Here is a 13,839-nt window from a genome sequence, read left to right as displayed (position 1 = left end):
TTTATTTGCGGCAAACTTATACTTCCGGGATTTGAAGAATATTTTTAATGTAGCTTTTAAATAAAGGCTATTCATTATTTATAAGGGGTTACTATATCATGGTTTTTATTCTTTAATTCCCTCCATTTATAATTTTAAATTTTGACCCATTGCAGAATTTTAAGATGATAATAAAGTTATTAAATTTTAAAAGTTCAAACAAGCATAACCCCGTTCTAAATTTAGGACGGGGTTAAAAATATAGTTGTTTCTGTAGTGTCTAAAGTAAGATATTTCATTACACTAAAAAATGTAATAATAAAGTCATTTAAAAATCTAAGTTTTATTCAACAATAGCAGTTGTTTAAAATCAGAATATTCAGTTTTTATTTTTTCAACAACACCAGCACCTTGGAATTCTGCTAACATGATAAGATTATGGAAATATATACTAATAGGATGAGGGGATTAAATATGAATGTACAAACTGTCTCTAAAGGAGAAATAACAAATTTACTAAGCAATTGGTATCAGTCCATTATTTCACAACATGTACTAAAATCCACAAATTTCAAGAAAGAAATTGATAGTAAAATTCATCAAATTGAAGAAGACCAAAACATCCTTATCTATTATTCATTACTAGATTTTAGATATAAGTTACTTACCCATGACGTTAAAAACTATAAAGATAGTTTAGAAAAGATAGATTGTATACCTGATCAAGCAGATGTCTTCCTAAAATACTATCATTGTTTTTTTAAAGCAATTTATTCAATTAATATGGGAGATTACACTTCTGCTAAAGAGCAATACGAAGAAGCTGAAACATTATTAAAGGCTATTCCGGATGAACTTGAAATAGCTGAATTTAATTATATGTTTGGTTCTTTCCATTATCATATTTATCAGCCACTACCAGCAATCAAATATACTACAAAGGCAAAGGAATTATTTTCAAAGCATGCAGGGTATGAAATCAAAGTTGCTGCTTGTAATAACACACTAGGTCTTGCTTGTACTTCCATCGGTCAGTATGAAAATGCGGAAGAACACTTCCTTGCGGCTTTAAATACTTTCAACAAACACAACGAAGATAAACTATCAGCAAAAGTGAAACATAATTTAGGATTATTGTATGCAGATCAAAACCTTTCCGAACTAGCAATTAAATACCTAAATGGATCACTTGTAAATAACCCAAAAACATTGTTCTTATTAGCGCAGGAGTATTTCAAATTAAATGATAAAAACGCTGTCAGGTTGAATATTGAAAACGGATTAAAAATTTCAAATGAAGAGTACAATCATCATTTCAATATTCTAAAGGGATTAAATGACAATATAAGTACAGATGAATTGGAAGACATCATTTTGGCAGGAATTTGTTATTTTGAGAAAGAAGAGTTATGGAAATATGTAAAAGATTATTCAGCTATTTTAGGCAATAAGTTTTACGAGTTAAAATCGTATGAAAAAGCGAGCAAGTATCTACACATGACAAATGAAGCGGATAAAAAGGCTTCAGAGAAAGGAGCTCTAAAGTAATGAAAAAATCTCTATTAATTTTTGCTATTGTCACAGGTTTTTTATCTTTCAGCTTCAGTAACACTACAAACTTACAATCTGTATCAAAAGAAAAAGTAGATTTTGTTCAATATGCACATGGTGAAACTATTTAACACAATGAAATACTAAAAAGTTATGTCATTACCCCTTTACAATGCATAACACAAATAATTATTAACAAAATGAAAAGAACCTAATGTAGGTTCTTTTTATTTGCTGTATAAAGTTTTATAAGACATGCTTTAATGTTACCTTTTCAGAATACAGTGGTTTTCATATGTCCTTAAAATTATAACAATAACTTTTCTACACCTACACCATCCATTAATAACAGTTTCAAAGAAGGTGATATTTTAATTGCTTCTTCGATATCTAAATCTCCAAAATCCACCATATATAATCCGAATCCTTCTTTTCCATTTGCATATAATAGCACTTTCCCACCTTCATCATCACCAATTGCGAGTGAGTTAGGTATATATTTTTGGATATTATGAGCTTCATTCATCTCCATACAACCCGCTGGACTCCAAATACGGATATATATTTCATTATTTACATTAATCTCTGCATCTGTACAATGTTGAATTATCTCTAGATAATCTGAAGGAACATCTATTGATGAAAAATCTTGTAATTCTCGAATCGTTTCTTTAGTTGCTGGGGGTTCTTGTGTTTCTAAAGTGAAAACTGCATTTAAGTTCTCAAGTATACTCATTAATACTCAATCCTTTCATATTTTACTTTTAACTTATCAAGCATTCTATATTGTTGTTCTAAAGTTCCTCTAATGGTTTCTTTAGAAAATCCCACTTTTTCAAAATCAGAAACTATATTCTTTAATTCCTCTTGTAAAGAAGAGCTCCATTTTCCATTTCCTAAGGCTACACGTTCATCACGTCTCAAGTTCTGCGCATTAGTAATTATAGTATGTGGTAACCCCTTTCCTGTTTCAATCGTCACTGTTGGTGCAAGTTTTGGATCATATCCATATTGACTTAGATTTGCTTCCGCCCATTTTCCTTGTAAACCATGATGAGATTGTAACCTTCCTCCATTTGGATCTTTCCCTTTTGGTTTAGACATTGATTGTATATGCGTTTTATTAAAAAGCACATAATTCGACTCAGCACCCTTTACAGTTTTAACAGCACTAGCTGACATCTTTACACCTTTACCGATTTTAAACATATAATACCGGCTACCGTCATACCTCCAGCTATGACTCTGTCAAAAGTACCAAGTTTCTCTCACGTAGACGGATCTACACCTTTCCAAGCACGCCGAACATCATATTCTCCACTTATTTCACCGCCTTGTATCCTACAATTAATTTCGCAACACCTTTTTCAAACAATCATAATACAAAGTCAATTACACTTTACCAAAAGGTACACCTTTTGGTACATAGTAAACTCTATTAAATTTAGTACTTCAAAAGGTTTGAAAATGTACTTTTGAAATACTAAATAATTAATGATACCTTTTGAAGTATTTTTGTTATTATTTTAGTAGAACCAATTTTGAAGGGATGTCTTTTTATTTTGAGTACAAGAAAATTTGGATATATAAGAGTCAGTAGCAAGGACCAAAATGAGAATCGTCAGATTGAAGTAATGAAAAAACTCATCACTGACGAACGAGATATTTTTGTCGATAAACCGACCGGAAGAGATTTTAACCGAGAACAATACCAACTTCTAAAACGCATGTTAAGAAAAGATGATATTTTATATATTCATTCCCTGGATCGCTTCGGGAGAAATAAAGAAGCTATCCTTCAGGAGTGGAAAGGTATTACCCAAAACATACAAGCTCATATTGTTGTATTAGATATGCCACTTTTAGATACAACTCAATATAAAGATAGTTTAGGAACTCTTATTACTGATCTGGTACTTCAAATTTTATCGTGGCTTGCTGAAGAGGAACGGACAAAAATAAAAACTCGCCAAAGTGAAGGCATTGACGCTGCAAAGAAAAAAGGAAAACATTTAGGAAGGCCTAAAACTAAAATAACTCCAGAATTCATTGAAGCCTATAATAAATGGAAATTCGGACAGATAACAGCATTAGATGCTATGAGAAGGTGTAATATGACTAGTCCTACATTTTATAGGGTGGTCAAAAGATATAAAGAGAGGGGAAATAAAAATCAATAACATTGCAGGAACAAAACAAGATACACTACAAGGATTTTCTTCCTACTTATTAAATAAAGGTCGAAAACCCTCTACGATCAAGCGATATATTTACGATATCGAGAGCTACATTCAATGGCTGCATCAATCTGAACACCTGTCTGAAGACATTAGTTGGGAATCTCTATGTAAAAAGGATTTCGAAGCATTCTTTACTTACTTGATAGAAGAACGTCAATACTCTGACAAGACGGTACATCGTATTTACATCGTTCTTAATAGGCTGTACGAATATTTAGATTTACCTAGCCCCATCGAAAGTGACATTCACATATCTCCACCTAATCGTGCATTACGTACTGAAGACTTTATTTCTCTACAGGAAGAGGAACTTCTAAAGCAAGTGTCTCAATCATTAGAAGGACTGACAGAAAAACAACGAACTACCCGTCCTATGATTTTAGAACGAAATTTCTCTATTATAATTTTGCTCCTAGACTACGGATTATCTCTACATGAGCTTGTCGCTTTACGAATGAAACATGTGCATTTCGAGAACAATACATTATCTATTCCGGAAGATACAAAAATCAATCGTACAATCCAGTTAAAAGAAGAGGATAAATTACACTTATATCATTACTATAAAACTATTCCTGAACCAGTACGCCCTAGATATCACAGCGATGATCCACTCTTTGTTGCTTTTCATTTTATGCTCGGTACTTACCTTTGGAGTTATGACGATGATGCACCAAAATTTCTAACGGAAATCTCCATTCAAAAAATGATTCGTTTAGAAGTAAGGCGGGCAAATTTGAGGAAAGGGATTTCTGCACAACATTTTCGAAATACCTTTATTTTAAAGATGATCCAGCAGCAATGCACAGCTGAACATATTGTAAAACAAGTAGGATTTAAAACTCACGTATCCTTAAAAAGATACGATACGTACTACGCAGACACTAACCAGAACAAGGGTTAAAAAACTACACTTGCCCTTTAGAAAAAAGAAACAATCTCGCCTAAAATTGACTTTGCATAAGCTTAGCTTGATAGTGATGTGGCGATACCCCTACAAGGAGTTTGGAGTCGATGTTTTAACAACCATTTTTGTGAATATACATCTATTAACTCTTCACGAGACAAGTAAACGGACCTTTATTTAATACTTAAATTATCATTCCGATTTTTACCACAAATTCTTTTTAATTGTATAGCAGGTGAGAATTTTCTGTACTTATTTCGTTTTAGCTTCCATACTTTATGTATGTAGTGCATTCTTATCAATTTTCCCCATTACTTTAACTCGTAGGGGCATTAACTTTAGAACTCTGCTAATGGATAAGCAAGTTAATAATTATACTTGAAAATGGAGTGATACAATGAATAAGACGTATGATGTCATCATTACCGGTGCTAGATGTGCCGGCTCTACCCTGGCAATTTATCTTGCTAAGGCAGGTTTCCATGTGTTGTTAGTGGACCGAGCGAATTTTCCAAGGGACACATTATCAACCCATACCTTTTTCAATAATACTGTCGCTCTTCTTCGAGAAACCGGTGTGCTGGACAAGTTATTGGAAACAAAAGCACCGCCGGTACGGGATATTAAATTTCAATTTGAGGATACCGTGATAGAAGGTCTCATCCCTGAGGTTTACGGAGAGGAAAGTTGTTATTGTATTAGAAGAACTTATCTCGATCATATTCTACTTGAACAAGCCAAATCCCAAATGAATGTAACTGTTTTAGAAGGATTTCGTGTGACGGATGTCATCCGTGATGACGAAACAGTGATAGGCGTGAAAGGTTTAGACGGCGACAACGAGAAACAAGAATTTTTAGCTCGCCTGGTAGTCGGGGCAGACGGCCGATCCTCTATTATTCGCAAGCTGGTAAAAAGTGAACTCAAAATAAGTATTCCGGCAACAGTCGGCATCTATTTCGGGTATTTCTCTGGATTTCGCCACGATAATGTCCCTAAATTTGAAGTATACAAGATAAAAGATAACACAGCCATTCTCTTTCCGACGAATGATGATTTATATGTAATTGTCGGCATTTTCCCATTAGAAAATAAGGAATTGATAGAACGGTTGAAATTAAATCCGGAAAGCTGTCTACGCAATTTCTTTACAGATAACTTTCCGAATACAACAATTGGGGCGCGCTTGAAAAATGCAGAACTAGTAGAACCGGTCAAAGGCATTCTCGGATATGATAATTACTGGTATAAAGGAATGGGAAAAGGATGGGCGTTGGTTGGAGATGCAGTTTGTTTTAAAGATCCTGGCATGGCGCAGGGTATCCATGATGCTATATGTGGAGCACGTATATTATCCAATATTCTATCAAAATATAAGGGACAATCCGATCAATCAAATCAAATGTCTGAAGAATATCAAAAGGCATTAGAAGATGAGTTTATGGTTCGGTTTCACATGGGATGCCAAATTTCGAAGAATGAACGCATATCTGAACAACAGGATGCTGTCAACAAGCTAATCAGTTCCCATCCAGGGGCTATAGAGAAGTTTTTAGGGATTTACAATTATGCAAACGAGCCCGCTGCTTTAGAAAAAGAACTCGCACGAATTATGCAATCGATCTAGCAATGATTTTAGAGATTAAGTGATTTAAGTACAAAAATAATTCACTATGAACCTCCCCCACTTACTCGCTTCCGCTTGAAGTGGGGATTTCTTAGCATCAACAAAGACAAGGTCCCATGAGAAGTGGATTTTCCATCTCCTCTCTGCACCTATGCAGGGGCTCCTTTTCTTCATTTGACTAAGCAACTTCTGCACATGCAGAAGGGTGGGAACACACCGTCTACTACTTTTTACTTACGCAATCCATAAATACTTTCTCTTCGTTTCTTCCGGGATATGACACATCTTTCCGTACAGTTCTTTTGCCAAAATGTTGCGGGCACCGTGAATGTCCCAGTGTTCTTCGTAGCCGCACACACAAACGTAGTTACGTGTCCGCGCTTTCTTTCTTCTTTGGCAACAAGGGCATGTTTGAGAAGTGTATGTGTCACGATCGGCGCTATCATGGTAAGCCATGGCGACACGTGGATGTTCATTAAGTACACCAGAGATCATGTAAGGTAGGGGTAGCACCACATCGCTATCAACTTAAGAAACACATTCTTCCCCAAAACGATAAAATTAAACTTTTGTACTATAAAAAATATAGAATTTCCGTTTAGGGGATACTTTAAAATCTTAGCTTGATGGGCATGTGGCGCTACCCCTATTAGGCGTTATAAAAAGTGTTCTCCAGCCACTAAAAACATGATTAACCAAAAACACACTATCATAAGACATACAGTCTTACATTTTCCTACAAAGGACTCCACTTTTTCTAATATATATTTCATGTTAGTTCATTTCCTTTTCCCTTTAATTAACAAATTCAACCCAACATTTTTCTTTATTAAAACGTACTTCTTTGCTATATGGATTTCCTGAATTAGCACTTTTTAATTTAACTTTAATTACCTGGCCAGATAAGAGCTTTGCCGCTTCATTTTTTGTTATATTTTTTTTACCCAATTTCTCTAGTCCATTTTTCCACAGAGATACTTTGCATCCCTCTTTATATCCACTACATGAGAATGACTTAGTATTTTCATAGATTGGCTTTCCACATTTCGGACACTTTGTAATAACTTCTCTGGCTGTAGCTGCTTTTACTGCGCCTTGAATGTTCTTGATATTTGCCCTAATTTCAGCAGCTATACGACCAATTAAGCTCTCTAAATCATCATAAAAATCTTGCTTTATTTTTTCATTTCGTTCTATTTGAGCTAAAGATGTTTCAAATTCTGCTTGCTTCATCGAATCTACAACAATCTTATACTACTTTCTAACTCCTACATCATCCTTTACTTGTAAGAGATTATCCCTTAAAAAGAATGGTAAATTTGATGGATCACTTTTCCAACCAAAATCAGGATTAATCTGATTTCTATTTACACATTCAACTAAATGTCCAAATACATAGGTATATATCCGAACATCATTACCCTCAAAATATCCTTTTTTCCTTGTGCTATCACCACTTAAAGCTTTCGCATAAGTCTCTGCTTGAGATGGTTTTTCACAGACAAATAATTCTTTCATCGTTATGCACTCCTAAATACATCTAGATGTATTTACTTTTAAGTAGAAATTCAAAATAAATTCCAATACATGACTAAAAATACTAACGTCCAGAAGGGTAAGACTAAAAAGAGAGCATTAACGCATCCTTCTATAAAAGCAAATGGATTTTCTTCTATTCCCCCTACGTTTTCCATGTAATGTTCCCCCTTCCCTTATCTAATTTTGTTGTTTTACCATACTAATAAGTTAACTCTTTATTTCCCTCGCTGCCGACCAGATAAGTGGCCAAAAACTCCCGTAAAACTCTCATTTTTATTCATAAATAAAAATAGACTCTTACTTGTTAAAGTAAGAGTCTATTTTAAGTATCTTTTAAATTAGAAAAGTATGGGTAAAAAAACTTATTTTAATCTCCTCTAATAGTTGTGAATCTACCATATGAAACTTGGTTTTATAAGTGTTACTCTAGGTGATTAATTGCACAATCTCCAATTGGTATTGAAACTTTCTCACCCCTCGTGGAAAATATCATTTCTTTTGATTTAATTTCTTCTAACAAACAAAGTCGTCCCATTCTAATACCTCCCAATATTAATTTGCCACTTTTTCAGTGTGTCTACATTGTGGAAAAGATGAACACCCTAAAAACACTCGTCCATCATGAGTTCGAGATACCAATTCCTCTCCACATTTCGGACACTTTCTTGTAGCTGGTTTCTGTTCTGGATTTACTTGTACGATAAATTCCTGTAAAGATGATTTATCTAGTAATTTCACATCACATGCTCTTGCTAGCTGTTTTGCTGATGATGTATATGTACTATTTGTGATTACCCATGCTTCATTAGCTTTATAAAAGGATTTAGCTGCATAAATTTCTTGAATAGCTTTAATTCCTACTTTGTTCTTAAAACCATATCGTTTCGCCTGAATAACAATCTTATTTTTCCCTTTAAATATTAAATCTGCCCCAAAATCATGACTACCGTTCGTGACAGCTGCCTTATACCCCAGCTTTATAAATAGAGCCTCAAGAAAGAATTCAAATTGTCTTCCATCCATCTGATCAATATCTCTAATTCCTGACTTTAAGAATATATCTTTCGCTTTACGCTTGTGCATTAACTTATAAAACATCACCAACATAATTAATACAATGCTGCAAAATAATATATACGGTAAAACATCTATGATAAGCAACTCAACACCTCTTTTTTTTAAAATAAAAAAGACCAACTCTATTAGTTGCTCTAGACTTAATTCAGTATTAGATTCCTTTTATCTTTCCATAGCATTTTCTAACATGTTTTTGCGGAATAAAGAAAAAGCTTTATATTTATTAGGGTGTGGATTTGGTGGCTCTTTAAACACCTTACTAATATCTTTTTGTAAATTATAAAATCTTTCATCCTCTTTTAACCAATCAACAGCTGCTTTTGACTTTCCCCATTCCCTAGCAACTTGTTTTGGCTGCTTCATTGAAGCGATGGTATAAAAAAAAGAATCCTTATTTTCTTCATCTGTTAATTCAACAGCGTAGAAATGGATTCTTTTATTTGTATCTGATTTTCCTAAAGATTGTATTTTATTTACTTTAAGCATTTCGTCTTCTATATGCTCATATTTACATTCTCCTTGATCTGTAGTTAAGAAATTTAATTTTTCAGCGATAATCGCACGTTCAAAACATTGCATTGCCTCTTTGTGACCTGGTGATTCTTCATTTAACACTTCTACAAAAATCCTCTTTTTCAAAATATCTTTGTAATTGTTTAGTACGGAAATCTTAGTATCTAAATCTATGCTAGTTAATGGTCTTGATATTTCATCATCATCAAAGAATTCAATTCTTTCAGTCTTAATCACGCCATATACAGGGACTTTTCGTTGAGCTGAATCTTTGTAATATGTAACATTTTCTGGAACTTTAATTTCATCTCTCCTCAACTTATGATTAGTTTGCTCTGTTCTTCCTCCATGCGAAGTTATTTGAAGAATTGGTAAGGCTAGAGTACTGTTATTTCCAGCGTTTATAATAAGACCGAATCTTCTTTTCCCTACCTGTGGCTCATTATCATTACTTAGAACTTTCGGTTTAAAAGGATAAAATACCCTTACAATATCACCTGATTTATATATTCCCATTTGATTCACCTATCCCTTTATCTGATATAAACAACATCATCTTCATCAAAATCATCCTCATCTTCATGCATATCAATTAGTAAAAGAATCCTTCTATCCAGATGATATCCAGTATATTTTCCTTCTGCTACTAACTCTTGTATTGCTTGATCTAAATATTTTTGTTCGTAATCTTCAAGTTCCATTTCCTGAATAATTTGTTCTCTATCTTTCCCTTTCCATGAATAATCTGATAAAAAATCAATTGATTTTTTGTTTTCTATTTTATTATTTTTCATGTCAAAACCCCCATTTTATTAATAAGATTATTATACCATCTTTACACTTTTACACAAGTGTAAAAGTGTAAATTACAGAAAATATAAAAGACCAATTCTTTTAGTCTATCTAAACCTCATCAAGTATTGAATTTACAGTTCTTTTATCTTTCCATAGCATTTTCTAGTGTGTTTTTGCGGAATAAAGAAAAAGCTTTATATTTATTAGGGTGTGGATTTGGTGGCTCTTTAAACACCGTACTAATATCCTTTTGTAAATTGTAAAATCTTTCATCCTCTTTTAACCAATCAACAGCTGCTTTTGGCTTTCCCCATTCTCTAGCAACTTGTTTAGGCTGCTTCATTGAAGCGATGGTATAAAAAAAAGAATCCTTATTTTCCTCATCTGTTAATTCAACAGCATAGAAATGGATTCTTTTATTCATATCTGATTTTCCTAAAGGTTGTATTTTATTTATTTTGAGCAATTGATCTTCCATATACTCGTATTTGCATTCTCCTATATTTGTGGTTAGAAAACGTAACTTTTCAGCAATAATTACACGCTCAAAAAATTGCATTACCTCTTTATGACCTGGTGACTCCCTATCCAATGAATTTAAAAAAGATTTATCTTTCAAAATACCTTTGTAATTCTTTAGTATAGCGCTCTTAGTAACCAAATCTATTTTTGATACTTTTTTTATTATTTCGTTATAATTGAATAATTCGATTCTTTCTGTTTTAATTACTCCATTTATAGGAACCTTCTTTTGAAGCGAAGGTTTGTAATATGTAAGATTTGGGGGAACTTTAATTTCATCATCCCTCATTCTATAATTAGGTTTTTCTGTTTTCCCATCCCTTGTAAGAATTTGAAGAATTGGTAAAGCTACGGTTTTGTCATTTTTGGCATTGATAATAACACCAAATCTTGTTTTCCCTAATTTCATCTCATTCTTTTCACTTAGCACCTTTGGTTTAAAAGGATAAAATACCCTTACAATATCACCTGATTTAAATTTTTCCATTTTATTCACCTATTTCTTTACTCCATATATTCAGCATCATTTTCATCAAATCCATCATCTTCTTCTTCATTCATTTCAAATAGTAACATAATTCTCTTATCTAATTCGAAACCATTATACTTTTCTTCTTGTATTAATTCTTTCATTGCTTGATCCAAATATTTTTGTTCATAATCTTCAAGTTCCATTTCCTCAATAATTTGTTTTCTATCCTTCTCTTTCCATGAATAGTTAGATAAAAAAGTACTTGATTTTTTGTTTTCTATTTTATTATTTTCCACGTCAAAACCTCCATTATTTTAATAAGGTTATTATATCACCTTTACACTTTTACACAAGTGTAAAAGTGTAAATTAATAAATAAAAAAGACCAACTCTTTTAGTCTCTCTAAACTTCATAAGTATTAAATTTAGATTTCTTTTATCTTTCCATAGCATTTTCTAACGTATTTTTACGGAATAAAGAAAAAGCTTTGTACTTATTAGGATGTGGATTTGGTGGCTCTTTAAACATCTTACTAATGTCTTTTTGTAAATTATAAAATCTTTCATCCTCTTTTAACCAATCAACTGCTGTTTTTGCTTTTCCCCATTCTCTGACTACTTGATTAGGCTGCTTCATTGAAGCGAAAGTATAAAAAAAAGAATCCATATTTTCTTTATCTGTTAATTCAACAGCATAGAAATGGATTCTTTTATTCGTATCTGATTTTCCTAGGGGTTGTATTTTATTTACTTTAAGTATTTTATCTTCCATATGCTCATATTTACATTCCCCTTGATCTGTAGTTAAGAAATTTAATTTTTCAGCGATAATCGCACGTTCAAAACATTCCATTGCCTCTTTGTGACCTGGCGATTCTTCATTTAGTATTTCTACAAAATCCCTCTTTTTCACAAAATCTCTCTTTTTCAAAAGCTCTTTGTAATTTTTTAGTACGGCAATCTTTGTATCAAAACCTACACTTGTTAATGGCATTGAGATTTCATCATCATCAAAAAACTCAATTCTTTCAGTCTTTATAACTCCATATACAGGAACATTTCCTTGAGCTGAACGTTTGAAATATGTAACACTTTCTGGAACTTTAATTTCATCTGCCCTCAACTTATGATTAGTTTGCTCTGTTCTGCCACCATGTGAAGTTATTTGAAGAATTGGTAAGGCTATCATTCTGTTATTCCCAGCATTTATAACAAGACCGAATCTTTTTTTCCCTACTTGTTCTTCAGTATCATTACTTAATGCTTTCGGTTTAAAAGGATAAAATACCCTTACAATATCACCAGAATTGTATGTTTCCATTTGATTCACCTATCCTTTTATCTTTTAATATAAACAACATCATTTTCATCAAAATCATCTTCATCTTCATGTATATCAATTAGCAAAAGAATCCTTCTATCTAAGTGATAACCACTATATTCTCCTTCTAATGCTAACTCTTTGATCGCTTGATCTAGGTATTTTTGTTCGTAATCTTCGAGTTCCATTTCCTCAATAATTTGCTCCCTATCCTTTCCTTTCCATGAATAATTTAATAAAAAGTCAATTGATTTATTATTTTCCACACTAAATACCCCCATTTTATTGATAAAATTATTATATCATTTTCACACTTCAACCTATATATATCCATATAATCAATGTAAACAAAAAATCAATTTTTCGTGCTATGTTTCACATCAACTACTTAGTGAATATTGCAATTGAATTATACATACGGCATTAAAGAAAGTTATTATATTGTATTCACTTCTTACACTTTTTTCTCAACAACTTACCTCCTTTCATAAATGAGGTTACTATTATATTTAAAATACTTGCAACAACTATCATGCATAACGCAAATAACCAATTACTCACTTATTCACCTCCTTTCAAATTCTATTTACCAAACTAATAAATCGACTAGGAGGCACTAAAATCTATAATATATACATCTAATTCATGATGAATAAACTTCTTACATTCATCTTTGATAATTGCTAAACATTTTTCTTTCTTTAATCCTCCTGTACCGCTTCCTATAATCGGCATTGCAACCGAACTATATTTTTTCTTTATTACTAATTGCAATGCGTTATAAGTTGACTGCCTAATTGAATACTCTGTTGCTTTCCACAAAGTATTAATACCAGCTACATGAATTAATGCTTTGCAATTTAAAAAACCAGATGAAGTAATAACCGCTTCACCTAGCTTTAATAGACCTTCTTTTTGCAATTGTTTAAATGGTTCATGACCTGCCTTCTTCCTAATTGCCTTTGAAAAATCAGCTTCATTTAAAAAATAACGTGGTAAAAAATTTCTATTCCATGCATTAATTATTACATCAACTTTACTATCATAATTTGTAATATCGCCATTCTTCATGAAGATCCTCATGGAATAATCAACCTTTCATTTTTTATTCTTCCAAAAGTTATTAGAGCTTTTGCAATAAAAAACTGCACATTTGAAGTTAACTAATTTTTAAAGAAAGCTAACATTATATTTCCCCTTCTAATTTATTTAATAGAAATTAGAAGTTTAAACCTCATAATATAATTATATCTTTAAAAATAGGTACTTCCCTCCCACCATACTCCCAATAAACTC

The 13,839-nt window shown here is 32.4% G+C and carries 16 protein-coding genes and 2 pseudogenes; 4 read left to right on the top strand and 14 right to left on the bottom strand.

The genetic code is table 11. The annotated features are described in order from the left end of the window. Nucleotides 1-453: 453 nt before the first annotated feature. Nucleotides 454-1,527: a Rap family tetratricopeptide repeat protein gene (locus AC0ONG_RS29100; protein ID WP_098992735.1), complete on the top strand. Its 1,074-nt coding sequence runs from the start codon at nt 454-456 to the stop codon at nt 1,525-1,527. A gap of 310 nt (nt 1,528-1,837) precedes the next feature. Here the strand turns inward: AC0ONG_RS29100 and AC0ONG_RS29095 are convergent, their stop codons facing one another. Further along, a complete protein-coding gene (locus AC0ONG_RS29095; protein ID WP_098992734.1) occupies nt 1,838-2,266 on the bottom strand; it encodes an SMI1/KNR4 family protein in 429 nt (142 codons plus the stop codon). Further along, a pseudogene (locus AC0ONG_RS29090) lies at nt 2,266-2,861 on the bottom strand (pre-toxin TG domain-containing protein); the annotation flags it as partial. The pseudogene AC0ONG_RS29090 and the gene AC0ONG_RS29095, both read right to left, overlap by 1 nt. 231 nt (nt 2,862-3,092) lie before the next feature. On the opposite strand from AC0ONG_RS29090, the gene AC0ONG_RS29085 reads away from it, so the two are divergent. From AC0ONG_RS29085 to AC0ONG_RS29075, 3 genes are all read left to right on the top strand, one after another. Then, entirely contained in the window at nt 3,093-3,710 is a 618-nt protein-coding gene (locus tag AC0ONG_RS29085; RefSeq protein ID WP_474205220.1) for a recombinase family protein, read from the top strand. Next, nucleotides 3,682-4,674 (top strand): tyrosine-type recombinase/integrase, encoded by a 993-nt coding sequence (locus AC0ONG_RS29080; protein WP_150191995.1) that lies wholly within the window; start codon nt 3,682-3,684, stop codon nt 4,672-4,674. Before AC0ONG_RS29085 ends, AC0ONG_RS29080 begins: the two co-directional genes overlap by 29 nt. Nucleotides 4,675-5,074: 400 nt before the next feature. Beyond that, nucleotides 5,075-6,304, top strand: coding sequence for an NAD(P)/FAD-dependent oxidoreductase (locus AC0ONG_RS29075; protein WP_474205218.1), 1,230 nt, complete (start codon nt 5,075-5,077; stop codon nt 6,302-6,304). Between the two features lie 234 nt (nt 6,305-6,538). Here AC0ONG_RS29075 and AC0ONG_RS29070 read toward each other — a convergent pair. From AC0ONG_RS29070 to AC0ONG_RS29015, 12 genes and pseudogenes are all read right to left on the bottom strand, one after another. Further along, nucleotides 6,539-6,808 (bottom strand): annotated as a pseudogene (locus tag AC0ONG_RS29070) (zinc ribbon domain-containing protein); the annotation flags it as partial. A gap of 291 nt (nt 6,809-7,099) precedes the next feature. Beyond that, entirely contained in the window at nt 7,100-7,537 is a 438-nt protein-coding gene (locus tag AC0ONG_RS29065) for a hypothetical protein (protein WP_474205216.1), read from the bottom strand. A gap of 21 nt (nt 7,538-7,558) precedes the next feature. Further along, on the bottom strand, nt 7,559-7,822 hold the full coding sequence (locus AC0ONG_RS29060; RefSeq protein WP_474205214.1) for a hypothetical protein: 264 nt from the start codon (nt 7,820-7,822) through the stop codon (nt 7,559-7,561). 50 nt (nt 7,823-7,872) lie between these two features. Next, nucleotides 7,873-7,998 carry a hypothetical protein gene (locus tag AC0ONG_RS29055; protein WP_257145966.1) on the bottom strand — a complete coding sequence of 42 codons (126 nt, stop codon included), beginning with the start codon at nt 7,996-7,998 and terminating at the stop codon, nt 7,873-7,875. A 397-nt stretch (nt 7,999-8,395) separates the two neighbouring features. Then, nucleotides 8,396-8,950 (bottom strand): restriction endonuclease, encoded by a 555-nt coding sequence (locus AC0ONG_RS29050; RefSeq protein ID WP_474205308.1) that lies wholly within the window; start codon nt 8,948-8,950, stop codon nt 8,396-8,398. A gap of 132 nt (nt 8,951-9,082) precedes the next feature. Beyond that, nucleotides 9,083-9,949: a hypothetical protein gene (locus tag AC0ONG_RS29045; protein WP_474205212.1), complete on the bottom strand. Its 867-nt coding sequence runs from the start codon at nt 9,947-9,949 to the stop codon at nt 9,083-9,085. 17 nt (nt 9,950-9,966) lie between these two features. Beyond that, nucleotides 9,967-10,227, bottom strand: a complete 261-nt coding sequence (locus tag AC0ONG_RS29040) for a hypothetical protein (protein ID WP_474205210.1) — start codon at nt 10,225-10,227, stop codon at nt 9,967-9,969. 143 nt (nt 10,228-10,370) lie between these two features. After that, nucleotides 10,371-11,237: a hypothetical protein gene (locus AC0ONG_RS29035; protein ID WP_474205208.1), complete on the bottom strand. Its 867-nt coding sequence runs from the start codon at nt 11,235-11,237 to the stop codon at nt 10,371-10,373. Between the two features lie 17 nt (nt 11,238-11,254). Then, entirely contained in the window at nt 11,255-11,518 is a 264-nt protein-coding gene (locus AC0ONG_RS29030; RefSeq protein WP_474205206.1) for a hypothetical protein, read from the bottom strand. 140 nt (nt 11,519-11,658) lie between these two features. Beyond that, a complete protein-coding gene (locus tag AC0ONG_RS29025) occupies nt 11,659-12,543 on the bottom strand; it encodes a hypothetical protein (protein WP_474205306.1) in 885 nt (294 codons plus the stop codon). A gap of 17 nt (nt 12,544-12,560) precedes the next feature. Then, complete coding sequence (locus AC0ONG_RS29020; RefSeq protein WP_098519602.1) at nt 12,561-12,809, bottom strand: hypothetical protein; 249 nt, start codon at nt 12,807-12,809, stop codon at nt 12,561-12,563. Nucleotides 12,810-13,149: 340 nt separating this feature from the next. Beyond that, a complete protein-coding gene (locus tag AC0ONG_RS29015) occupies nt 13,150-13,626 on the bottom strand; it encodes a macro domain-containing protein (protein ID WP_097888422.1) in 477 nt (158 codons plus the stop codon). Nucleotides 13,627-13,839 lie beyond the last annotated feature (213 nt).

It is taken from the genome of Bacillus sp. TCT6 (assembly GCF_056033845.1).
This window is presented reverse-complemented; position numbering and strand designations above follow the sequence as displayed.

Bases quoted from the DNA above. Each gene is read 5' to 3' on its own strand.
- AC0ONG_RS29100 (WP_098992735.1), top strand. From the start codon at position 454: ATGAATGTACAAACTGTCTCTAAAGGAGAAATAACAAATTTACTAAGC.
- AC0ONG_RS29095 (WP_098992734.1), bottom strand. From the start codon at position 2,266: ATGAGTATACTTGAGAACTTAAATGCAGTTTTCACTTTAGAAACACAA.
- AC0ONG_RS29075 (WP_474205218.1), top strand. From the start codon at position 5,075: ATGAATAAGACGTATGATGTCATCATTACCGGTGCTAGATGTGCCGGC.
- AC0ONG_RS29065 (WP_474205216.1), bottom strand. From the start codon at position 7,537: ATGAAGCAAGCAGAATTTGAAACATCTTTAGCTCAAATAGAACGAAAT.
- AC0ONG_RS29060 (WP_474205214.1), bottom strand. From the start codon at position 7,822: ATGAAAGAATTATTTGTCTGTGAAAAACCATCTCAAGCAGAGACTTAT.
- AC0ONG_RS29055 (WP_257145966.1), bottom strand. From the start codon at position 7,998: ATGGAAAACGTAGGGGGAATAGAAGAAAATCCATTTGCTTTTATAGAA.
- AC0ONG_RS29050 (WP_474205308.1), bottom strand. From the start codon at position 8,950: ATGTTGGTGATGTTTTATAAGTTAATGCACAAGCGTAAAGCGAAAGAT.
- AC0ONG_RS29045 (WP_474205212.1), bottom strand. From the start codon at position 9,949: ATGGGAATATATAAATCAGGTGATATTGTAAGGGTATTTTATCCTTTT.
- AC0ONG_RS29040 (WP_474205210.1), bottom strand. From the start codon at position 10,227: ATGAAAAATAATAAAATAGAAAACAAAAAATCAATTGATTTTTTATCA.
- AC0ONG_RS29035 (WP_474205208.1), bottom strand. From the start codon at position 11,237: ATGGAAAAATTTAAATCAGGTGATATTGTAAGGGTATTTTATCCTTTT.
- AC0ONG_RS29025 (WP_474205306.1), bottom strand. From the start codon at position 12,543: ATGGAAACATACAATTCTGGTGATATTGTAAGGGTATTTTATCCTTTT.
- AC0ONG_RS29015 (WP_097888422.1), bottom strand. From the start codon at position 13,626: ATGAGGATCTTCATGAAGAATGGCGATATTACAAATTATGATAGTAAA.